Source organism: Streptosporangium canum, assembly GCF_900113865.1.
Classification (GTDB): domain Bacteria; phylum Actinomycetota; class Actinomycetes; order Streptosporangiales; family Streptosporangiaceae; genus Streptosporangium; species Streptosporangium canum.
In genome coordinates, this window is record NZ_FOQY01000032.1 from 56,537 (window position 1) to 78,391 (window position 21,855).

Genomic DNA, 21,855 nt, shown 5'->3' on the forward strand with positions numbered 1-21,855 from the left:
TCCTTAGGTGCTCGTCGTCCGTGCCGGTCATCGAGTCGATCCCAGCTTCCTGGAGATGCGCAGTGCCGTCTCCGCCACCAGCGGCCCCAGGTCGCGGACCCGGGCGGCGGTGATCCGCGAGGTGAGGCCCGAGACGGAGATGGCCGAGGTCGCGGTGTCGGTGTGGTTGAAGATCGGTGCGGCGACGCAGCGCACCTCGGGTTCGTTCTCGCGGTCGTCGACCGAGTAGCCCCGCTGCCGGATCCGGCTCAGCTCGGCGCGGAGCCGGTCGGCCTCGGTGATGGTGTACCGGGTGATGTGCGGCATCCCGGCGGCCACGACCCTCTCGACGTCCTCCTCCGGCTGCCAGGCGAGGATCGCCTTGCCGACGGCGGTGCAGTAGACGGGGGCCCGGCTGCCGATGCGCGAGGCCATGCGCACGTTGGTCTCGTTCTCGACCTTGTCGATGTAGACCACGTCCGGCGCGTCGTAGACCACGAGGTGGACGGTCTCCCGGACCTCGGTCATCAGCCGGTGGGACTCCTCGGCGGCGACCGTACGCAGGTCGAGCGTGGCCAGGTAGGCCTGGCCGAGGCGGAGCGCGCCGTGCCCCAGCCGGTAGGCGCCGGTCCTGCGGTCACGCTCCAGCAGCCTGGCGTCGATGAGCGGGGCGGTCAGCCGGAGCACCGTGCTCTTGGACAGGCCGACCGCCTCGGCGAGCCTGGTGAGCGACAGGCCCTGGCCGGCGCCCGCGTGGTCGCGCACGTGTTCCAGCACGGCGAGGGCGCGCCGGAGCGAGGCCGACTGGTTGCGTTCCGGGGCAGCTTCGTTCATCACAGCCTCAGCGAGGATTCGGCGGGTCGAACACGCAGGTCAAGTTAGGGGAGCCGAGGTCTCCAACGCCACTTTGCAGCACAAGGTTCTGCACTGCACAACAAAACTCGCCGCCTCTTCCCGCGACCGGTAAGCCCTTTCTAGGGTCTGCCGCCAACAGGAGGAGAGAGCTGTGAAGATCCTGAACTGGGCGGCGGCGGGTGTGGCCCTGCTGGCCCTCGCCGCGTGCGCCCCTTCCACCGCCCCGTCCGCGAGCGGCGGTGACGACAAGTCCGGGACCCTGCGGGTGTGGCTCTTCGACGAGCCCAACCGCGCCCCCAAGGAGAAGGTCGTCGCAGAGGCGATCAAGGAGTTCGGCGCCGCCAACGCGGACGTGAAGGTCGAGGTGACCTACATCCCGACGACGCCCGCCCGGCACGAGAAGTTCAAGGGCGCGTTCAACGACCCGGCGAGCGCCCCCGACGTCGCCGAGTACGGCAACACCGACCTCGCCGAGTACGCCGCCGCGGGAGGCTTCGCCGACCTGAGCGCCGACCTGCGGAGCTGGCCGGAGGGCAAGGACGTCGGCGCCGACCTGCTCAAGTCCGCGACCGTCGACGGCAAGGTCTACGGCCTGCCCTGGTTCATCGGCATCCGCGCGCTCTACTACCGCACCGACGTCTTCGAGGAGCTCGGCCTCAAGCCGCCCACGACGATCGAGAACCTCACCTCGGCCGCCCGTGAGATCCGCAAGAAGAAGCCCGAGCTGTACGGCGTCGCCGTCGGCGGCGAGTACACCTTCGGCGCGCTCCCGTTCGTCTGGGACGCCGGCGGCGACATCGAGAGCCTCGACAGCCCCGAGGCCCGCAAGGGCGTGCAGGCGTACACCGACCTGCTCAGCGACGACAACTGCCCGCCGCAGACCTGCGCGAGCCTCACCGGCGGCAAGACCGTCGAGCTGTTCGCCAGCGGCAAGGCGGCCATGGGCATCCTCGGCAACTTCAGCCGCTCCGCGGTCGACGCGGGCGCGGCGGCGGGCAAGTACGCCGTGGTGCCGCTGCCCGGCGCCAAGGAGGGGGCGATCGCCCCGGCCTTCTCCGGCGGCAACAACCTCGGCGTCATGAAGAGCAGCAAGCACCGCTCGCTGGCCGTCAAGTTCCTGCAGCTGCTGGGCGGCAAGGCGTACCAGACCAAGATGTACGAGGCCATGGGCAACCTGCCCACGCTGACCTCGGCCCGTGACGAGCTCGCGGCCAAGGACTCCTTCCTCAAGCCGTTCCTCGACACCGTCGCGGCCGGTACCCGTTTCGTGCCGATCGACCCGGCCTGGGTGAAGATCGACAACCAGAAGGTCATCCCGACCATGCTCCAGAAGATCGCGACCAAGCAGGCCACCGTCGAGCAGGCCACCGCCGAGGCCGCAGCGGCGGTGAAGGCCGCGTTCGGCCGGTCATGACGGCGGTCACCACGGCGCCGGCGGACCCGGAGACCCGGGTCCGCCGGTCACCGCCACGTCCCAGGGGCAGGCTCCGGCCCTGGCTCTACCTGCTGCCGTCCGCGGCGGTGCTGCTGCCGCTCTTCGGCTACCCGATCTACATGCTCGGCCTGCTGTCGGTGTTCGACTACCGGCAGGCGCAGGTCAGCGGGGGCGAGCCGACGCGTTTCATCGGGTTCGACAACTACGCGACGCTCCTGGGCGACCAGCGCTTCTGGTCGGTGCTGGCGCAGACCGTGGTGTTCGCCGCCGCCCTGGTGATCGCGACGCTGGCGGTCGGCGCGGCGCTCGCCGTCGTGCTGACCAAGGCCGGCCGGGTGCCGCGCCTGCTGCTGTCGCTGGCGGCCATGGCCGCCTGGGCCGCGCCCGCGATGACCGGCTCGACGGTCTGGATGTTCCTCTTCGACGCCGACCTGGGCCTGGTCAACCAGCTCCTGGGCATCGAGGGCTACAACTGGTTCTACGACAAGTGGGTCACGTTCGGCATCGTCGGCGCGACCGTGGTCTGGCACTCCTTCCCCTTCGTCATGGTCACGCTCTACGCCGGGATCCAGGCCGTCCCGAGCTCGGTGCTGGAGGCGGCCGCGCTCGACGGGGCCTCGGCCTGGCACAGCTTCTGGCGGGTCATCGTGCCGATGCTGCGGCCTCTGGTCACGATCGTGGTCATCCAGTCGATCATCTGGGACTTCAAGATCTTCACGCAGATCTACGTGATGACCAACGGCGGCGGCATCGCGGGACAGAACTCCGTGCTGAACGTCTACGCCTACCAGACCGCCTTCGGCTCCTCGGAGTACGGGCTCGGCTCGGCGATCGGTGTGATCATGACGCTGATCCTGCTCGTGGTCACCCTGCTCTACATCCGCGCCCTCTACCGCAGCGGGGAGAAGCTGTGAGCAGATCCCGCCTGGCCGCCAACACCGTCGCGGTGGTCGCCGCGGTCGTCACGTTCTTCCCGATCTACTGGATGGTCCTGTCGGCGCTCAAGCCCGCGGGCGAGATCCAGTCGCTGGAGGTCCGCCCCTGGACCCTGGCCCCCACCTTCGAGCACTTCCAGCGCGTGCTCGGCGGCGAGAACTTCAGCAGATACCTCCTCAACAGTCTCGGCGTCGCCCTGACGGTCGTCGTCCTGTCCGCGGTGGTGGCCTTCCTCGCCGCCGTGGCGGTCACCCGGTTCCACTTCCGGTTCCGCACGACCGTGCTGATCATGTTCCTGGTGGCGCAGATGGTGCCCGTGGAGGCGCTCACCATCCCGCTGTTCTTCCTGATCCGCGACATCGGTACGGCGGTGCCGGGGGTGGGGCTCAACACGCTGGGCTCGCTCGTCCTGGTCCACCTGGCCTTCTCGCTGCCGTTCGCGGTCTGGATGATGCGGGGATTCGTGGCCGCGGTGCCCGAGGCGCTGGAGGAGGCCGCCATGATCGACGGCGCGAGCCGTTCCGTCATCCTGTGGCGGATCCTGTTCCCCCTCGTCGCACCGGGTCTGATCGCGACCAGCGTGTTCTCCTTCATCACCGCCTGGAACGACTTCATCTTCGCCAGGACCTTCATCATCTCGGCCAAGGACAACCAGACCCTGCCCGCGGCCCTGCTGGTCTTCTTCAAACCCGACGAGAACGACTGGGGAGGAATCATGGCGGCCTCGACGCTGATGACCATTCCTGTACTGATCTTCTTCGTGGCCGTCCAGCGCAGGCTGGTGGCAGGACTCGGCGGGGCGGTGAAGGATTGACCCCCCAGGGCCAGACCCCCGCCGGCCGGCCCCTGGACGGCCAGACCTCGCACGGCCGGCTCCCTGTGGGCCAGACCTCGCACGGCCATACCACCCAGGGCCAGATCTCGTACGGCCTGATCCCGCTGCCCTCCTCGGTCCGGCCGGGCGCCGGTGAGTTCACGCTGACCGCCGGGACAGCCCTCGACGCCCCGCCCGAGCTGTACGGCGTCGCCGCCTGGCTCCGCTCCGCGCTCGGCCCGGCCACCGGCTGCGCCCTCCTGCCGTCGGGGGCCGGGGCCCCGGGCGCGGCCGGTATCGGCGGCGGGAACGGTGCCGGCGCGGACGCGGAGCATGCGGCCGGTGGAGAGGGGCGCATCGTGCTGGCGCTCGGTCCCGGTCTGGCGGCCGAGGAGTTCCGGCTCCGGATCACCCCCGCCGGCGTGCGGATCACCGGCGGTGACGCCGCGGGAGTGTTCTACGGGGCGCAGACCTTCCGCCTGCTGCTCCCGCCCGCCGCGCTGCGCCGTGCGCCCGTCGCGGGCGGCCCGCTGACCGTGCCCGCCACCGAGATCGAGGACCGGCCCCGGTACGGCTGGCGCGGATGCATGCTGGACGTCGCCCGGCACTTCATGCCCAAGGCGGACCTGCTGCGCTTCATCGACCTGCTCGCCCTGCACAGGCTGAACGTGCTCCACCTCCACCTCACCGACGATCAGGGCTGGCGGGTGGAGATCGCGAAGTATCCCCGGCTGACCTCGGTGGGGGGCTGGCGGTCGTCGAGCATGCTCGGCTCCCGCCAGCACGAGACCTTCCTGCCACGTCCGCACGGCGGCTTCTACACCGCCGACGACCTGCGGGAGATCGTCGCCTACGCGGCCGAGCGGTACGTCACCGTGGTGCCCGAGATCGACCTGCCCGGTCACACCCAGGCCGCGGTCGCCGCCTACCCCTGGCTCGCCCCGGAGGCGGCAGACGGCTTGGAGGCGGCCGATGTCCCGGAAGTAGCCGATGCCCCGGAGACGGCCGACGGCTTGGAGGCGGCCGCCGTCCCGGAAGTAGCCGATGCCCCGGAAGAAGCCGGGGGCGCGGGGGCGGTCGACGGGGTGGGGCCGGAAGGCGGTGTGGGGCAGGTCGGGGTCCGCGCCGCGTGGGGGCTCTCCCCGCACGGTCTCGACGTCACCTCCGCCGCGGCGCTGGACTTCTGCCGTGACGTCCTGGACGAGGTCATGGAGCTGTTCCCCGGCTCACACGTGGGCATCGGCGGTGACGAGTGCCCGGGTGACGCCCGCTCGCGGGCCGCCTTCGTCACCGCCCTCGCCGAACACGTCACCGGACGCGGGCGCGTGCCGTACGCCTGGGACGAGATCCTGGAGTGCGGGGCGGTGCCCGGTGTGACGGTGGCGGCCTGGCGTGGGCCGGACGCGGCGGTCGTGGCGGCGCGGGCCGGTCACCGGGTGGTCTCCTGCCCGGACATGTCCGTCTACTTCGACTATCGCCAGTCGGAGCTGCCGGACGAGCCCATCCCCGTCGGCCCGCCGCTCTCCCTCCAGGACGTCCACGCCTTCGAACCCGAACCGGCGGGGCTGACCGCCGACGAGCGCTCCCGCGTGATCGGAGCCCAGTGCAACGTCTGGACCGAGCACATGGACAGCCCGCGGGCCGTCGACTACATGGTCTTCCCCCGGCTGTGCGCGTTCGCCGAGGTCGTGTGGTCCGCGGACCGCACGCCGTACCCGGACTTCGCCCGGCGGCTGGAGGCGCACACGGCCCGGCTCGACGCGCTGGGGGTGGAGTATCGGCCCGCGGCGGGACCGCACCCCTGGCAGAGCCGTCCCGACGCGCCGGGCTGGCCGATCAGCAAGGCCCGGCGCGAGGCCATGGTGGCCGAGTTTGGCGTCGGCAAGCGCCGGGGGTGAAGGCCGGCCAGCATCGGAGTGGAGGTGGGCAGGCGTCAGGAGTGGAGGTCGGCGAGTGTCAGGGGTGAAGCGGTCACCGCGGCGCCGCCCGTGCCGCCCCCGTCCTCGGGCGGCGGCGGTCACGGCATGCGCCGCGATACCCGCCGCCGGCTTCCGCTCGGCGGTATACCGAGGATTTTCGCCCGGTCCCGGGGCTAACTGTCGCTCGGGGGGACTGACAGGCCAAAATTGATCCGTGGGCAGGATCGGATCGGTAGGGATGAGCGATTGCGAGCGTGGGCAACTTCCGCCAGTGCTGGGTCAGCTGTTCGCCGACGGCGGTGACGGGCGCACGCTCTCCAGCGTGCTGCCGGCCGGGGACGTCGTCTGGCCCGACCCCGGTTACGCGAAGTTCACTGTCGATCACCGTCCGGCGTTCTGGCTGAGTGACCTGCCGGTCTCCGGCGAGTTCTGGGCCGGGCTGCGGGCCGAGCACGGGCGTTCGGGGCTGTGGCCGGTGCTGCTTGAGGACTCCGTCCAGCCGTGGTCGGCCGGGCAGATCGCTCCGGACGCGGTGGCCGAGATCGACAACTACCACGCCGCCGCGTTCATGGCCGAGGTGTGGTCGGACTGGATCGAGAGAGCCAACACCGACCAGCTCGAACTGCTGGCCCCCTTCGGCCCGCAGTGCCCGGGACCGGCCGCGTCGGGGCAGCTCGCCGCCGATCCCGGCGTGGTCGCCGACTGGTACGCCGGGCTGGTGGCCGAGCGCAGGACCCCGCTCGGCCTGGTCGCGGCGGAGCGGGGGGCCGACGCGCTGGCCGTCATGGGGTGGCAGGGCGCGCTGAACCACAACGAGTGGATGATCCCGCTCGCGGCCGTGGTGCGGAGCTGGGAGGACAGGTTCGGGGCGCGGGTGGTCGGCATCGGCTTCAACACCCTGGACCTGAGCGTCGCCGCGCCCCCGGTCACCCCCGAACACGCCCTGCACGTCGCCGCCGAGCACTGGACGTTCTGCCCCGACAGCGTCGTCTACAGCGCCGGGACGCTGGTCGACTACGCCGAGGAGATCAGGGGCAGGAACGCCTGGTCGTTCTGGTGGGACTGATCACCTGAGCAGGAAGTCCCGGAGCAGCAGCGCGTCACCCCTGGCGACCACCCGGCTACCCTATGATGGCGCTGGCCGGCGGCGGCGCCCTCGCCGCACTCGCGGCGATCGCGTTCCTGCTGACCCAGCGGAAACGCCGTTCGCGCCGGGAACCGAGCGACGCCTGAGATATCCGTGGGAGTCACCGCGCGACACCGCGGCGTGCTCCCACGGCGACTGGTTCACGAACTGCCGCAAGGCATGCATGTCACCGTCCGGCAGCCGCTCGAGCTCCTCCAAGTCCACGCGCACAGCGTGCCGAGCCCGACATCCAAGATCAAATGAACCTGACGAAGTGCTGCTAGAAGCGGTAGTGCAGGACGGTGGTCCCCTTGCGGGACCAGGCCGCGCTGCGTGCCGACAGCCTGGTGAACAGGCGCAGGGCTGTCGGGAACCGGGCGACTTCGGGCTCTCGCGTGAGCAGGATCTCCCTGACCAGCTTCAGCCGGGGGTTCCAGCGTTCGGGTTCGCGGGGATCGTCGAAGCCGGGAGACTTGAGCAGGTCCGCGACGGACTGGGTGCCCCGGTATTTTCTCGCGGCCCAGATGGCGAACCTGGAGTAGCCGTTGAAGGCGATCTCCCCGCTGGGGAAGCGGTCGGTGAGACGCTGCAACAGAGCGATCATGTCCTCCTGAGTGAGGAACGCCAGCAGTCCGTCGGCGATGATCACGGCTGGCCGGCCGGAGGGGACCGCCTCCAGCCAGTTCAGGTCGACCAGGTCGGTGCCTATGCCGTGGCCGTTCGCGCGCTCCGGCATCACTTTCCGCCGGGCGGTGATGACATTGGGGAAGTCGACGTCGTACCAGTCGACGGTGGACGGCGGGTTGAGGCGTAACAGCCGGCTGTCAAGCCCGGCTCCCAGGTCGATCCCGACCGCGTTCGGATGACGGGCGATGAAATCCGCCGCCACCTCGTCCATCTTCTTGGTCCGATGCGCGATGTTGATGATGGGGCTCTCGCTGAGCTTGAACCTGCCGCAGTCGTAGCCGAGTCTCCGGACGATCTCGTCGGCCATCCGGTCGCCGAGGATGGGGTCCGACCTGCGGTAGTCGAGTGCCTTGCCGCACAGCGTCAGCCACAGGCTGTCCTCCATCGGGGTGAACTCCGGGAGGGTGATTGCCATGGGTCCGATCCTTTCTGAAGTGGATGCGAGGTTTCCTGGTCACGCGTCCCGGGTGACGGCGGGCCGGTGCGCCCCGGCATCTCCTTGGCGGCGATGCCGGGGCGGACGGCGGGCAAGCGGCTGGACAGCGCGGAATCAGATGTCGGCGGCGGGTGGCCAGGCGGGTCCGTACGGAGGAAACGCCCGGCGGCCGCCGGAGCTCGGTGTCGTTCGCGGCGGGCCGTACACCGGCGGATCAGGTCGGCTCTGACGTGCGCTGGTAGCCGTAGATCCGTTCGCGGTAGGGAGGGATCACGTCTTCGAAGACGCCGATGATTTCCGCGGCGGCCACCGCCAGAACCTGCGGATCCGGCGGGCCGGCCGGTTCGAAGGCGGCCCGGACGACGTGGGCGAGAGAGTCGGCCCGCGCCCGCACGTCCGGCTCGGCGGTCGTCGGATCCAGGTTGCCGAGGAGGTGGAAGCCGCTGTGTACCGCGCTCCACGCGTACGCCTGGTTCGGTACGTCGTCGCGGACCAGCCCGTGGCGGGTCAGCAGGTCGAAGAACCTGGCCGTGGCGAACAGGTCGTGACCGCGCATGGCGCTGTCGGCCATGCGGGCCTGCAGTTGTTTCGCGTCACCGCTGAACATGCTCCGCAGCACAGGCCGGTCGTGAACGATCAGGAACGACGCGGCCATCAGGCGGTGCGGCAGCACCATGGACGGGTCCGCGCGCAGCCCGTCCATGAGTTCGCCGACGTAGGTGATGGCCTCACGCAGGATCAAGGCTTCGAAGAGCTGCTGCTTGGTGCGCCAGTGCAGGTAGACGGTGCCCTTGCCGATCCCGGCCTGCTGAGCGATGTCCTCGATCGTGATTTTGCGGTAGCCGAGGCGGATGAGCAGGTCGGCCGCCGCGTCGAGAATCCGGTCCGCGCGATTGAGGTCCTGCCGTGGTCGTCCTGGCACCGTCCACTCCCGCTGACTTATTGACTGAGTTTGAAATGTGGTCAATTAGTCACACCGTACGCCGCGGCCGAGGCGCTGACAACCCGGGTATCGCCGGTCGTGACCGTGGCTTTGCACGCGGCGGTCTCCGGTGTCCCGGGATCTTCCGGAAAGCACGCGTAAGCCCGGCCGGCAGGCGGTTTCCGCCGCCCCATGGGCGTATGTGGAGACGGGCGGCATCGTCAGGAGAAGGGCCGGGGACGCCGGCCGTCGCGACGGCTGTGGCGACCTTGCGATTGCCCGCCAAACGGTCCTCCGTGGCGGATATGAAGCAAGAACAAGCAGGTCAAAGGCATGATCATCGATAAATTGTCAGGTAACTTCCCTAACGGTTCCGGCGAAGTCAATCCCGGGCAAGGATGGTCAAGACTTGGCTAATGGCCCTTTCTTGGCCGATGAAGGTAGATCTTCTGGGTTTTCCATGGGCTTTGTTTTGCTTTGTACCTGAATGGGCTGTAGTGTCCTATTCGTGATCGGTTGGTGACCTGCCCTTCAGCGGAAGGAGCGGCCGGCCGACGTCGAATCCCGGAGGCCGTCAGGGTCACGGGAACCGGGGACCCACTTCTTGGGGTGAATCCGCCGCGAACCTGCGGCGGTAGGGCAACTCCACCGCCCGAATCCGTCAGCTAACCCGGTAGACGAGATGGAGAGGAGATCACCAATGGGGCACAGCACCCACTTCCTGTCGGTACCGGCCTCGTTGGCGCCGACCCTCTGAGACTTCCTCGCCGCGTTCGAACGCGGCGCCCCCCACCGCGCTCCGCGTAGCGCCTGGTCTGCCCGGCTACGCCTCTTCTGTCGGTGAGCGCGTATTCGTCTGCGCCCTCTTCACGGCGCACGCGTCCTCCCCGTTCCCTCGCGAAAGAGTCTTTTTCCCCATGCGTCTCTCCTTTGGCATACGTAAGAACCGTTTCCTGGCCGCCACCCTCCTGGGTGCGAGCGTCCTGACCTCCGCGGGCGTCGTCTCGGCGCTCCCCGCCGCGGCCGGCGCCTCCACCCCCGGCTCCGAGTCCGGTTCCGAGAGCGTCCTGCTGAAGGGCTCGACCAAGGCCTCGTACTTCTGGGACGACTCCTCCGGCCGCGCCGGCGACACCGGCCTGCCCGCGAGCGGCAAGCCCATGCAGAAGGGCATGATCGCCAGCCCGAGCTGGCCCCTCCTGACCGAGGGCTATGTCGTCTACAAGGGCAAGAAGGCCAAGTTCTTCGTCGGCGACCGCGGCCCCGGCGTGCCCTCCAGCAGCGGCGTCATGATCGACCTCGACGCCAAGACCTTCGCCGACCTGACCGGCGGCACGTTCAACTCGGACACGCTCGGCGTGGACGGCAACGGCGGCATGGGCCACATCAAGGTCGACTACGTCATCACCAAGTGGGGCGACGGCGTGGGCAAGAAGAACCACCCCGTGCCGTTCTCCGCCGGCGCGTGGGGCCGCATGGACAACAACCCGGCGACCCCGCCGCAGGTGGTCAACAAGTAACGCAGGACCGCGGGGAGGGCGGAAGCCCGCCCTCGCGTCCCCCGCGAGCCTCCTCCGCCTCCCCCGGCTCGCACCCCCGCCGAGAAGCAAGAGCGGACGCCCGTACGGCGTGTCCGCTCTTGCTCTCATTTCTACCGAATGACATTCTGTTCTCTGTGACCAGCACGGCATCCGGCATGACCGGCGCGGCGGGAGCGCCATGATCCTGCGCGCTCCGGCGAACGGCATAGAGCTCGCCTACGAGACCTTCGGCTCGCCCGGAGGCCGCCCGCTTCTCCTGATCATGGGACTCGGCGCCCAGCTCATCCACTGGGACGAGGAGTTCTGCGAACTGCTCGCCGGCCGCGGGCACCACGTGGTCAGGTTCGACAACCGCGACGCCGGCGAGTCCACCCATCTCCGCGACGCCGCGGTGCCCGCCTCCGGCGGCGACGGGCGGGCCCCCTACCTGATGGACGACATGGCCGACGACGCCGCCGGGCTGCTCGACGCGCTCGGCTGGGAGTCCGCGCACGTGGTCGGCGCCTCGATGGGAGGCATGATCGCCCAGTCGCTGGCGATCCGCCACCCGCGCCGGGTGCGCAGCCTCACCTCCATCATGTCCACTCCCAGCCCGCACGCCGCCCCGCCCAGCGAGGCCGCGATGGCGGCGCTCATGGGGCCGGTCTCGACCGATCGCGAGACGGCGATCCGGCAGGCGCTGGTGACCTGGGAGGTCATCGGCTCGCCGGGATACCCGCTCGACCGCGAGCGGATCGCCCAGGTGGCCGGGCTGAGCTACGACCGGTCCTACGACCCGGCCGGGACGGCCAGGCAGCTCGCCGGGATCATCGCCTCCGGCGACCGCACGCCGCTGCTCAAGGACATCGAGGTGCCCGCCCTCGTGCTGCACGGCGAGGCCGACCAGCTCGTGCCGCTCGCCGGGGGCGTCGCCACGGCCGGGGCGATCCCCGGGGCCAGGCTGATCACCTTCCCCGGGATGGGCCACGACCTGCCGCGCCCGCTCTGGCCCGAGTTCGTCGCCGCGATCGACGAGCTCACCGCCATGGCCGACGATTGAGCTCCGGTACGGCTCGCGCCTCCCGGGGCGCGAGCCGTACCGGAGGATCAGACTTCGAGCTTCTCCTCGATGCCGCGCATGTGATGCCGCGCGAGCGCCAGGTTGGCCCGGCTGCGGTCCAGCGCCAGGTAGAGGAAGAGCCCCTTGCCGCCCCGGCCGCTGACCGGGCGGATCACGTGGTACTGACCGCTGAGCGTGATGAGGATGTCCTCGATGCCGTCCTTGAGCCCCAGCGATTCCATGGTCCGCATCTTGGCCTTGACGACCTCGGTGTTGCCCGCCGCCGCGACCTGGAGATCGAGGTCCTTGGAGCCGCCGAGGGCCCCCAGCGCCATGCCGCTGTTGTAGTCCACGACCACCGCGCCGATGGCGCCGTCGATCGTCATCATCTCTTTGAGAGAGATGTCCATGTTGCCCATGTTGTCTCCGATCACTGAGGTATCGATATGCGGGATGTGATGGCGGCGACGTTCGCCGCCGTCTTGCGGCCCTCCAGCCGCAGCAGCCCGAGGTTGGTCCCCGGGCGGGCGAGAACTGTGAGGACGATCTTTGGGCCGGCGGCGTAGCAGGCCGCGTAGCCGTTGGTGCCGGAGATCAGCGTCTCCTCGAAGACGCCTTTGCCCGCCATGCCCGTCATCCGGCGGCTGAGGGCCAGCAGCGCGGACGACAGCGCGCCGGTCTGCTCGGCGCCGTCGGTGAGATCGCTGGCTATCGTCAGGCCGTCGACACTGCACGCGACGCATCCGTCCACGTCCGGGATGCGTTCCCGCAGCAGCGCCATCTCCCGGCGCACCTCGTCGCGTAGTTCCACTGGCATCCTCCTTCCGATCAGCTTCAGCGTCCGCAGCCTCATCGGCGCCGGACCAAGCTCACGAGAGTGCCTCCAATGCGTTTCTGAGCCGGATGAGCAGGTTCACGTCGGTGGGGTCGCCCGTCGTCGGGAGGAGCGGAGCGGACAGCCCGGGGGGCTCCGTCGCGACGGCCGCGAGGCTCCTGACGTCGTCGGTGCCGCCCTTCGTCCGCCGGGGCAGCGCCTCGGGCCCGCCGGGCCCGGCCGCGGCGGTGTGGATCAGCCCGGCCGCGGCGAGCTGCCGTACAGCGAGCAGCACCGAGTAGGCCGGGCGGCCGAGCTTGCGCGCCAGGTCGCCGGGGGTCGCCGCCGAGTCGGCGCCGACCAGCACCTCCCACTGGAGCGAGGTCAGCACCACCCGCTGGCAGGGGACGCGTCCCACCGGGACGACCGGGAGCGTGTCCAGTTCGGCGGACGGCCAGGCCTGGTCCAACTGTGTCCTCCTTCGCCTGCACTCCCGGAGCAGTCCGGTCACGTCGAAGTACCACTGGGGGCCGAGCCAGTGCTGGTCTCCCGGCCGGAACCTCGGCCGGTGCCCGGTGGCGTCGAACAGGAAGTAGACGGCGTCGAGCACCGCGTTCAGCACGCAGAACTCCAGCTCGCCCCGGGTGAGCACGCCCTGGGCGACCAGCAGCTCGCCGCCCCGCCGGTCCTCGCCGGCGGACTGCCTGGCCTGCCGTACGGCGTGGGCGGAGACCCTCCGGCCGGCGGTCAGCAGGTCCTCCAGCCGAGGGGCGGCCGCGCTCTCGGCGTAGGTGACCCGGCCGCCGGTGAGGTAGAACATCCCGGCCTTGCCCAGCCGCAGCGTGCCTGTGGCGTGATCGTCCGCCAGCCCGCTGAGTACGCTCTCCACGGTCGCCATGGCGTCACGTCGTGATAAGACGGCCGGAAAGGGCCTGAAGGCGATGGCGGGCCAGAGCCAGATTCGAGCGCTCCAGATCGAGCCGGACATAAATGACCAGAGGGCCGTCGAAAACCGTTTCCAGCGGCCTTAATAAATGATGTCCGTTATCCGTGGTTATGATCATGTCGCTGATCCGGATCGTTCCGCCGGGAGAGGTCGTGGCGAGTCCGTCCAGCGTCGCCCGCAGGGTCTCGCTCAACCCCGCGGCCGACTTCTCCGTGTCGACGTGGCGGCTCCCGCCGCCCACGGCCACGGCCATCCCGCTGGTCTGATCGATCAGAATCGCGTCCAGGGCGCCGGGGATGGCCATGACCTCAGTCAGGCAGTCTTCGATTCCGAGCACGGGCTCTCCCTCGCCAACGACTTCGAGACGTCGCCCGGTCAGCGTAGGGATATCACCTGGAACCCAAACTGTCCTGATTGCATGGGATAGGTGAGGAGATAGAGAATTAGATAACCAGGTATAAGGATCTATAACCCGAGGGGTAAATCGTCCGTCAGTCCTCGGTAATGAGCGCCTGCTCGTCCGGTTTGAAGACAAGAACGGTCTTCACATAGGAATCCACGGCGGCGGCGAGGCCGACGTCGTTGCCGGCCGCCTCGGACATGAACCAGCGGTGGTCGAGCACCTCGTGGAAGAGCTGGGCCGGTTCCAGCTTGTGCCGCAGTTCCTGCGGGACGCTCTCCACCGCGGGGTGGAAAACCTCCGCCAGCCACCGGTGGGCCACGATCGCCTCGTCCTCATGGCGCAGGCCGTACGACACCCGGAACGAGTCGAGGTCGTTCAGCAGCCGCCTGGCCTGGTTCTCCTCCACGTCCAGACCGGTGAGCCTGAGCAGCCTGCGCTGGTGGTGACCGGCGTCCACGACCTTGGGGCGGACGATCAGCCGCCCGGTGCCGACCTTGCGGCGGACCATCATCTCGGCGACGTCGAAGCCGAGGGTGTTCAGCCGGCGGATCCGCTGGTCGATCATGTGCCAGTCCACCTCCTCGATGATCTCGTCGGAGGTGAGCTCGCTCCAGAGCCCGCGATAGCGCGCGCAGACCGAGTCGGCGACCTGCTCGGGGTCGATGGAGGAGTGGAGCAGACCGCCCGCCTCCAGGTCGAGCATCTCGCCGAAGATGTTGGTGTGCGCGACGTCGATGTCGTACAGCCGCTGGCCCTCGCTGATCATGGGGTGGAGCTCGCCGGTCTCGGCGTCGACCAGGTAGGCGGCGAAGGAGCCCGCGTCCCGGCGGAACAGCACGTTCGACAGCGAGCAGTCCCCCCAGTAGAAACCGGTCAGGTGCAGCCGGACCAGCAGTACGGCCAGCGCGTCGAGCAGCCGGTTGAGCGTCTCGGGCCGGATGGTGCCCGACATGACCGCCCGGTAGGGCAGGGAGAACTGCAGGTGCTGGGTGATCAGCGCGGAGTCGAGCGGCTCCCCGTCCGCGCCGGTCCGCCCGGTGACCACGGCCACCGGCTCCACCGAGGGGGTGTCCAGCCGCTTCAGGTCCCACAGCAGGCGGTACTCCCGCTTGGCGTAGTACTCGCTGATCTCCTTGATCGCGTAGACCTTGCCGGAGAGCCGGGCGAAGCGCACCACGTGCCGGGAGATGCCGCGTGGCAGCGAGACGAGGTGGTGCTCCGGCCACTGCTCCAGCGGGACGTCCCAGGGGAGGCGGATCAGATCCGGGTCGCCAGGGGCGCCGGTGAGCTGGAGGGGCATGGGATCAGTCCTCGCGACGGGGGAAACGGGGAGGGGCGAAGGCGCGCTGGACCACCGCGGAGAGCTGTTCCTCGGTGAGCACCCGGGGTTCTCCGACGGACTTGGCCCGCACGTAGACCTCGCAGAGCCATTCCAGCAGCCGGGTCGCCTCGAAGGCCTTGTGCAGGTCGTCGCCGACGGTGACCCCGCCGTGGTTGGCCAGCAGCGCGGCCCGCCTGTCCGTCAGGGCGGCCCTGACGTTGGCGGCCAGCTCGGGGGTGCCGAAGGTGGCGTACTCGGCGACCCTGACGGTCCCGCCGAGCAGCAGCGTGTTGTAGTGGATCGGCGGCAGCTCGGTCATGGTCGTGGCGACCACGGTGCCGAAGGTGGAGTGGGTGTGCACCACGGCCCGCGCGTCGGTGGTCGTATAGACCGCCAGGTGCATGGGCGTCTCGGAGGACGGCTGCAGCTCTCCGTCGACCAGGTGGCCCTCGACGTCGATCACCGGGCAGGCCTCGGGTTCCAGCCGGTCCAGGGAGACCCCGCTGGGGGTCACCGCGATCAGATCGCCGGCCCGCGCGCTCAGGTTTCCGGCGGTGCCGACCACCAGTCCGGTCTCGGCGGCCCTGCGGCCGTATTCACACAGCAGACGACGCTGCTCCGCCAGCAACATGTCAGCAAAAGTAGGGGCTTGCGGTGGTAGGCAGCAAACCATCATTATCTGGTCTAGACCGGTTGCCGCTCATCGGCCGCCGGAAGGCACTCAGCACTTACTCTCCCGCAAGCCCCGAAGTCAATGGTCTTGCTGGGCTTATGGGGTACTGTGTGCCGATCTGTCAGGGGAATGTGCTCCTTTGGTGGTTGCTTTCTACCGGAAATGTCGCGAGGACATTACGGCTCGGTCTAGACCGGCTGCGACCTCTTGACGGTGGGCTCCAGGGGTACGTACCTTCGGGCAAACGTTTAGGAAACTTTCCTAATTGATCCCCCGCCCAGGAGGGTTGCATGTCCAATTCGGTCGGTATGCCCGGAGATATCACCCGGCGACAGATGCTCCGCCGGATCGGCCTGACGGCTCTGGTGGCCGGTCCCGGCGCCGGGCTCCTCAGCGCCTGTGCCACCGGTGGCGGCTCCGGCACCGCGGCGACCACCTCCGCGGCCCCGTCCGCGGGTGGCGCGATCTCCGCGGCCAACCCGTTCGGCGTCGCCGCCGACGCTCCGCTCGAAGTCGTCATCTTCAAGGGCGGTCTCGGCGACAGCTACGCGACCGAGGTCCACGAGCCGCTGTACAAGAAGGCCTTCCCCAAGGCCACGGTCAAGCACGTCGCCACGCAGCAGATCGCGCAGACCCTGCAGCCCCGCTTCGCCGGCGGCGACGTCCCGGACATGATCGCCAACTCGGGCACCGACCTGATGGACAACGGCGCGCTGCAGCAGGAGGGCCAGCTGCTGGAGCTCACCGAGCTGTGGGACGCCCCCTCCATCGACGACCCCGCCAAGAAGGTGCGCGACACGGTCGCGCCGGGCACCGTCGAGTCGGGTCTCATCGACGGCAAGCCGTACCTGATGAACTACGTCTTCTCGGCCTACGGCCTCTGGTACGACTCGGCCCTGTTCGAGAAGAACGGCTGGACCCCGCCGAAGACCTTCGAGGAGTTCAAGGCCTTCTGCGAGAAGGCCAAGGCCGCCGGGATCACCCCCTTCGCGTACGCGGGCAAGAACGCCTCCTACTACGCCTACTGGATGATCCTCATCTCCGCCGCGAAGATCGAGGGCAACCAGCTCCTGGTCGACATCGACAACCTCGCCGACGGCGTCTGGAAGCGCGACTCGGTCAAGCAGTCCGCCGCCGCCTGGGCCGAGATCGGCAAATACATGGACAAGTCCTTCGAGGGCCTGATCCACACCGACGTGCAGACCCGGCAGAACCAAGGCAAGATCGCTCTCTACCCGTCCGGCTCCTGGCTGGAGAACGAGCAGAAGAGCCAGACGCCCAAGGAGTTCAAGTACGCCCTGACGCCCACCCCGAGCGTCACCGCGGCCGACAAGCTGCCGTTCGAGGCCATCCGCGCCGCCGCCGGCGAGGCATACATCGTCCCCGCCAAGGCCAAGAACCCCAAGGGCGGCCTGGAGTACCTGCGCATCATGCTCTCCAGGGAGGGCGCGCGCGGCTTCACCGAGAAGTCCGGCAACATCACCGTCGTCACCGGTGCCGCCGACGGCCTGGACCTGTCGCCCGGCAACGCGAGCCTCAGCGCCGCGCAGACCGCGGCCGGCTCGAACATCGTCACCCGCAGCGACTTCGAGAACTGGTACAAGGAGCTGGAGACCGACCTGCGCAAGCACACCAACGCGCTGATGTTCGGCCGCATCTCCGCCGACGAGTTCTGCGAGAAGATGCAGAAGGCCGCCGACAAGACCAAGGCCGACTCGTCCATCACCAAGCAGAACCGGACGGTGTAGGCGCCGATGCAGCATGGCAGGTATCGGTTCATCGTCGGCTTTCTCGCCGCGCCGGTGCTCCTCTACGTGGTCTTCGTGATCAGCCCGTACGTCCAGGCTTTCTACATCGCGCTGACCAACTGGAAGGGCGTCTCGGCAAACCCTCAGTTCATCGGCCTGGAGAACTTCTCCCGGCTCCTGGACGACGAGGTCTTCTGGGCCGCGGTGCGTCACCACGGTGTTCTGCTGCTTGTCATGCCGCTGGTCACCATCGTGATCGCCCTGTTCTTCTCCTTCCTGCTCAACCTGAGCGGCGGGCAGAAGGGCGGTCGGATGAGCGGGATCTGGGGCTCGAAGGTCTATCGGGTGATCTTCTTCCTGCCCCAGGTCCTGGCCGTGGCCATCGTCGGCGTCCTCTTCCAGACGATCTACCGCCCGGACGAGACCGGCGTCATCAACGGCCTGCTCGGCAAGGTCGGCATCGACCCGGTCGGCTGGCTCATCGATCCGGACATCGCCCTGCTGGCGATCATCGGTGTGATGGTCTGGCAGGCCGTCGGCTTCTACGTGGTCCTGTTCTCGGCCGGCATGTCCTCCATCCCGAAGGACGTGTTCGAGGCCGCCGCCCTGGACGGCGCCGGCCGCTACACCCTCTTCTTCAAGATCACGCTCCCGCTGCTGTGGGACACCATGCAGGTCGCCTGGGTCTACCTGGGCATCGCCGCCTTCGACGCCTTCGCCCTGGTCCAGGTGCTCTCGGTCGACCGGGGCGGGCCCGACAACTCCACGACGGTGCTGCCGCTGGAGATCTGGCGTACGGCGTTCAACTTCTCCAAGTTCGGCTACGCGTCGGCGATGGGTGTGGCGCTGTTCTTCATGACCATCACGTTCGCGGCACTCACCCTGCGCGTGACCCGGCGCGAGAGGATCGAGTTCTGATGGCCACGGACACGCGCTACAAGCCGTCCTCCCGGTCGGGCGCCTCACACGGCAGGCCCAGGAAGCGGAAGAACCCGCTGGGCGTCTTCGGGGCGATGTCCCACCTCGCGCTGGTGATCTGGGCGATCCTGATCATCGGCCCGATCCTGTGGACGTTCCTGGCCTCCTTCAAGAACAACACCGAGATCTTCGGCGACCCCATCACGCTCCCGTCCTCCTTCGGATGGGACGCCTGGGGCCGGGCCTGGGAGAAGGCCCACATCGGCCAGTACATGATCAACACCGTCTTCGTGGTGGTGTGCAGCACGGCCGCGACCATGCTGCTGGGCTCGATGGCCGCCTACGTGCTGTCGCGCTACGCCTTCCCCGGCAACCGGGCGATCTACTTCCTGTTCGTCTCGGGCATGACCTTCCCGGTCTTCCTGGCCCTGGTCCCGCTGTTCTTCGTGGTGAAGAACCTCGGCCTGATCGACACCCACCTCGGCGTGATCCTGGTCTACACCGCCTACTCGCTCCCCTTCACCGTCTTCTTCCTGTCGGCGTTCTTCAAAACGCTGCCGACCTCGGTGGCGGAGGCGGCGATGATGGACGGCTGCTCCCATACCAGGACGTTCTTCCAGATCATGGTGCCGATGGCCAAGCCCGGCCTGGTCAGCATCACGATCTTCAACATCCTGGGTCAGTGGAACCAGTACCTCCTGCCGATCGTGCTGCTGTCCGGCAACGTCGAGGACAAGTGGCTGATCACCCAGGGCGTCGCGAACATCTCCACCAACGCCGGCTACGAGGCCGACTGGCCGGGCATGTTCGCCGCGCTGAGCATGACCATCATCCCCGTCATGATCATCTACATCATCTTCCAGCGTCAGATCCAGTCGGGTCTCACCTCCGGCGCCGTCAAATAAAGACGCCCGCCAGGTAATCCCCCGAAGGGTCTCGGGAGTCGTCCATAGTCGGAACGGACCCTCTGCACCCCTCGGAGACCCCTCTATGGCAGACCCGGAACAGGCCTTCCCCTTCCCGTTCTTCGGGGCGGGGGAGGCCGCTTACTACATGTGGGCCGAAGTCCACGTGCGCTTCGCCCGCGAGCCCACGACCTCCCAGCGCGCGGCCATCGCCGACGCCGTGCCGGGCCCGCTGCGGGGAGCGGTCGACTGGTGCGAGGGGCGCCAGCTCATGGTGGCCAGCGGCCTGTTCCTGCACGGCGCGGTGGTCCGCGCCTATCCCGCCGCCCCGGGCGAGCCCGACCGGATCGGCGAGGACGGCTGGCTCTACGCCGCCCCCTCCCGGATCGCGGCCCTCAACGCCGACATCGAGGCGTGGCTGCGCCGCATCCACGGCGAGTGCCCGGTGCTGGCCGCCTACCGTGCCGAGGACCCCGACAGCGGCGGCACCCGCCTGTCCCCGTGGCACGACTGGAGTCTCGCCCGGCTGCCCGGCCTCCTTCCGGAGCTGGAGCGGGTCCTCGACCACAGCGGCAACGCCACGTCCATGGCCCGGGGCATCATGGCCATGGCCCGGCGCGCGAGCAGGCTGCCCCGGCTTGGCGTGTTCGCCGCAGACATGATGTCCTGGTCCGATGGACCTGCTTGACGACTCCGCGGTGGACCAGAGGCTGACCGGCGTGCCCGAGTGGCGGCGCGAGGGCGACGAGATCCGCCGGACGATCAAAGCCCCCGACTTCCCGACGGCGATCCGCATCGTCGACGAGATCGCCGTCGAGGCCGAGAAGCTCAACCACCATCCCGACATCGACATCCGCTGGCGCACCCTCCACCTGACCCTGTCCACCCACGACGCCGGCGGCCTGACCGAGATGGACTTCACCCTCGCCGCCCGCATCGACGCCATCGCCGCGTCCCACACCTGAGGCGGGCGCGGACACGCGGGGCCGGAACGGCAAATACCCTATGTGATCAGTTGATTACTCGTTAGAGTGGGTGCCTGTTCTGCCGTTCCTCGTCAAGGAGATGTCGGATGCGCGTCCTCGTGGCTCTCGTCGCCGTCGGTCTGCTGAGCGTGGCCTGTGGCGCGCCGGAGGTCGCGCCCCAGCCGGCCGCGCCCGTCCCGGGCGCCCCGGGCGCCACCGGGGTCCGGCTCTCCGGGGGCGGCACGCTCGCCGCGCCGGCGCCGAAGGCCTCGGCCGTCGCCTACAACGTCAGGCTGGCGCCCCCCGGCGCCTCGGCCACGCTCACGGCCGAGTCGGGGGCGGTGCTGGCCACCTCCACGCTCACGGTCGGGGGCCTGCTGCCCGACCGGACCTACGGCGCCCACCTGCACGTCAACCCGTGCGGCGCCAAGCCCGAAGACGCGGGCCCGCACTACCAGCACGCCCACAGCCACGCGAGCGCCGACAACGAGGTGTGGCTGGACTTCACCACCGACGCCCACGGGGCGGCCACCGCCACCGCCAAGCAGGACTGGGCGTTCATCCCCGGCCGGCTGCCCCGCTCCCTGGTGATCCACGCGAAGCCGACCACGAGGACCGGGGCCGAGGCGGGCACCGCCGGTCCCCGCGTCGCCTGCGTCACCCTCGCCGAGCGTTAACCGTATCCGGCCGCCACGGTGACGACGGGCGGCCGACCGGCGGACGGACGTCGGGCCCGCCATCGCGCCCCATCGCCGTTGCGGCCCTCGGGGGTGCGGGTCAGGGGATGCGGGACATCATCCGTTCCATGCCGTTGACCCAGTTGTCCCTGAGGGCTGCCGCCGCGCCCTCCAGATCGCCGTCGAGCAGGCGCTCGGCCACCCGGCAGTGCTCCTCGGCGGCGCGTTCCAGTGGGGTGCTCTCCCCGGTCATCAGGTGGGCGTAGCGGCGCATGCCCGCCTTGACGCTGGTGATCAGATCGAGCAGCCGCTCGTTGCCGCACCCGCTGAGCAGCAGGTCGTGCCACTCGTCGTCGTGGCGTTCGATGTCCTGCCGTTCGGCGATGTTGTCGGAGAAGTCCTGGGCGAGCCCGAGCAGCTCCGGGGCGATCTTCTCCAGGTAGGCCGGGTCCGAGCTCTCCAGTGCGAGCGCCTCCAGTGCCGCCACGATGGCGCACAGCTCCCGAAACTCCTTACGGCTGACCGGCGCGAACCGGAACCCCCTGCCCTGGTTGCTCTCCAGCACGCCCTCGCCCGCGAGCGTGATCAGTGCCTCACGTAGCGGGGTGCGGCTGACGCCGAGCTCTCCGGCGAGGGCGACCTCGTTGATGTCGGTCCCCGCCGCGAAGTCTCCCCGGTCGAGCCGGAGCATGAGCTCCTCGCGGATCTGGTCGCGGAGGGGGCGCCGCTCGATCGGCATGGCACTCCTTGGATTGATCTTGAGCCAAGCGTACCCACTTGACGTGATGCAAAATACTGC

23 protein-coding genes and 1 riboswitch are annotated in these 21,855 nt (G+C 69.1%); of the genes, 13 read left to right on the forward strand and 10 right to left on the reverse strand.

The annotated features are described in order from the left end of the window. Positions 1-27: 27 nt before the first annotated feature. Entirely contained in the window at positions 28-813 is a 786-nt protein-coding gene (locus BM085_RS33450) for an IclR family transcriptional regulator (protein ID WP_093890816.1), read from the reverse strand. A 172-nt stretch (positions 814-985) separates the two neighbouring features. Here BM085_RS33450 and BM085_RS33455 point away from each other — a divergent pair, with 172 nt between their 5' ends. From BM085_RS33455 to BM085_RS33475, 5 genes are all read left to right on the forward strand, one after another. Beyond that, positions 986-2,248, forward strand: coding sequence for an extracellular solute-binding protein (locus tag BM085_RS33455; protein ID WP_093890817.1), 1,263 nt, complete (start codon positions 986-988; stop codon positions 2,246-2,248). Beyond that, entirely contained in the window at positions 2,245-3,183 is a 939-nt protein-coding gene (locus BM085_RS33460) for a carbohydrate ABC transporter permease (RefSeq protein ID WP_093890818.1), read from the forward strand. The genes BM085_RS33455 and BM085_RS33460 overlap by 4 nt, the downstream gene beginning before the upstream one ends. Further along, positions 3,180-4,019, forward strand: coding sequence for a carbohydrate ABC transporter permease (locus BM085_RS33465; RefSeq protein WP_093890819.1), 840 nt, complete (start codon positions 3,180-3,182; stop codon positions 4,017-4,019). The genes BM085_RS33460 and BM085_RS33465 overlap by 4 nt, the downstream gene beginning before the upstream one ends. Beyond that, a complete protein-coding gene (locus BM085_RS33470; RefSeq protein WP_093890820.1) occupies positions 4,016-5,917 on the forward strand; it encodes a beta-N-acetylhexosaminidase in 1,902 nt (633 codons plus the stop codon). Before BM085_RS33465 ends, BM085_RS33470 begins: the two co-directional genes overlap by 4 nt. A 292-nt stretch (positions 5,918-6,209) precedes the next feature. Continuing rightward, positions 6,210-7,004 carry a DUF4253 domain-containing protein gene (locus BM085_RS33475; RefSeq protein ID WP_245789847.1) on the forward strand — a complete coding sequence of 265 codons (795 nt, stop codon included), beginning with the start codon at positions 6,210-6,212 and terminating at the stop codon, positions 7,002-7,004. A gap of 340 nt (positions 7,005-7,344) precedes the next feature. On the opposite strand, the gene BM085_RS33480 is transcribed toward BM085_RS33475, so the two are convergent. Together BM085_RS33480 and BM085_RS33485 are read right to left on the reverse strand one after the other, a co-directional pair. Continuing rightward, entirely contained in the window at positions 7,345-8,166 is an 822-nt protein-coding gene (locus BM085_RS33480) for a class I SAM-dependent methyltransferase (protein ID WP_093890822.1), read from the reverse strand. Between the two features lie 235 nt (positions 8,167-8,401). After that, a complete protein-coding gene (locus BM085_RS33485) occupies positions 8,402-9,109 on the reverse strand; it encodes a TetR/AcrR family transcriptional regulator (RefSeq protein ID WP_093890823.1) in 708 nt (235 codons plus the stop codon). Between the two features lie 545 nt (positions 9,110-9,654). After that, positions 9,655-9,804, forward strand: a riboswitch (cyclic di-AMP (ydaO/yuaA leader). Between the two features lie 222 nt (positions 9,805-10,026). Between BM085_RS33485 and BM085_RS47235 the strand changes: the two genes are divergently transcribed. Next, positions 10,027-10,626, forward strand: coding sequence for a hypothetical protein (locus tag BM085_RS47235; protein WP_093890824.1), 600 nt, complete (start codon positions 10,027-10,029; stop codon positions 10,624-10,626). Positions 10,627-10,825: 199 nt separating this feature from the next. Beyond that, positions 10,826-11,686 (forward strand): alpha/beta fold hydrolase, encoded by an 861-nt coding sequence (locus BM085_RS33495; RefSeq protein WP_093890825.1) that lies wholly within the window; start codon positions 10,826-10,828, stop codon positions 11,684-11,686. Positions 11,687-11,733: 47 nt separating this feature from the next. Here the strand turns inward: BM085_RS33495 and BM085_RS33500 are convergent, their stop codons facing one another. The 6 genes from BM085_RS33500 to BM085_RS33525 form a co-directional block, all read right to left on the reverse strand. Then, positions 11,734-12,105, reverse strand: a complete 372-nt coding sequence (locus tag BM085_RS33500) for a hypothetical protein (protein ID WP_031167026.1) — start codon at positions 12,103-12,105, stop codon at positions 11,734-11,736. 11 nt (positions 12,106-12,116) lie between these two features. Next, the gene (locus BM085_RS33505) at positions 12,117-12,497 is read right to left on the reverse strand and encodes a roadblock/LC7 domain-containing protein (protein ID WP_093890826.1); all 381 of its coding nucleotides are present in this window, start codon (positions 12,495-12,497) and stop codon (positions 12,117-12,119) included. A gap of 58 nt (positions 12,498-12,555) precedes the next feature. Continuing rightward, the gene (locus tag BM085_RS33510; RefSeq protein ID WP_093890827.1) at positions 12,556-13,398 is read right to left on the reverse strand and encodes a DUF4388 domain-containing protein; all 843 of its coding nucleotides are present in this window, start codon (positions 13,396-13,398) and stop codon (positions 12,556-12,558) included. A 4-nt stretch (positions 13,399-13,402) separates the two neighbouring features. Next, complete coding sequence (locus BM085_RS33515) at positions 13,403-13,783, reverse strand: hypothetical protein (protein ID WP_086575614.1); 381 nt, start codon at positions 13,781-13,783, stop codon at positions 13,403-13,405. A 154-nt stretch (positions 13,784-13,937) separates the two neighbouring features. Next, positions 13,938-15,149, reverse strand: coding sequence for a DUF4032 domain-containing protein (locus tag BM085_RS33520; RefSeq protein WP_093890828.1), 1,212 nt, complete (start codon positions 15,147-15,149; stop codon positions 13,938-13,940). A 4-nt stretch (positions 15,150-15,153) separates the two neighbouring features. Beyond that, positions 15,154-15,801 carry a class II aldolase/adducin family protein gene (locus BM085_RS33525; RefSeq protein ID WP_093890829.1) on the reverse strand — a complete coding sequence of 216 codons (648 nt, stop codon included), beginning with the start codon at positions 15,799-15,801 and terminating at the stop codon, positions 15,154-15,156. Positions 15,802-16,133: 332 nt separating this feature from the next. Here BM085_RS33525 and ngcE point away from each other — a divergent pair, with 332 nt between their 5' ends. From ngcE to BM085_RS33555, 6 genes are all read left to right on the forward strand, one after another. Further along, complete coding sequence (ngcE, locus tag BM085_RS33530) at positions 16,134-17,591, forward strand: N-acetylglucosamine/diacetylchitobiose ABC transporter substrate-binding protein (RefSeq protein ID WP_093890830.1); 1,458 nt, start codon at positions 16,134-16,136, stop codon at positions 17,589-17,591. 6 nt (positions 17,592-17,597) lie between these two features. Further along, positions 17,598-18,509, forward strand: a complete 912-nt coding sequence (locus tag BM085_RS33535) for a carbohydrate ABC transporter permease (RefSeq protein WP_093890831.1) — start codon at positions 17,598-17,600, stop codon at positions 18,507-18,509. After that, complete coding sequence (locus tag BM085_RS33540; protein ID WP_093890832.1) at positions 18,509-19,414, forward strand: carbohydrate ABC transporter permease; 906 nt, start codon at positions 18,509-18,511, stop codon at positions 19,412-19,414. The genes BM085_RS33535 and BM085_RS33540 overlap by 1 nt, the downstream gene beginning before the upstream one ends. An 85-nt stretch (positions 19,415-19,499) precedes the next feature. Continuing rightward, positions 19,500-20,102, forward strand: coding sequence for a hypothetical protein (locus BM085_RS33545; RefSeq protein ID WP_093890833.1), 603 nt, complete (start codon positions 19,500-19,502; stop codon positions 20,100-20,102). Beyond that, positions 20,089-20,379: a 4a-hydroxytetrahydrobiopterin dehydratase gene (locus BM085_RS33550; RefSeq protein ID WP_093890834.1), complete on the forward strand. Its 291-nt coding sequence runs from the start codon at positions 20,089-20,091 to the stop codon at positions 20,377-20,379. The genes BM085_RS33545 and BM085_RS33550 overlap by 14 nt, the downstream gene beginning before the upstream one ends. Positions 20,380-20,486: 107 nt before the next feature. Continuing rightward, on the forward strand, positions 20,487-21,056 hold the full coding sequence (locus BM085_RS33555; protein WP_093890835.1) for a superoxide dismutase family protein: 570 nt from the start codon (positions 20,487-20,489) through the stop codon (positions 21,054-21,056). 100 nt (positions 21,057-21,156) lie between these two features. On the opposite strand, the gene BM085_RS33560 is transcribed toward BM085_RS33555, so the two are convergent. Then, positions 21,157-21,795, reverse strand: a complete 639-nt coding sequence (locus tag BM085_RS33560) for a GntR family transcriptional regulator (RefSeq protein ID WP_093890836.1) — start codon at positions 21,793-21,795, stop codon at positions 21,157-21,159. Positions 21,796-21,855: the final 60 nt, after the last annotated feature.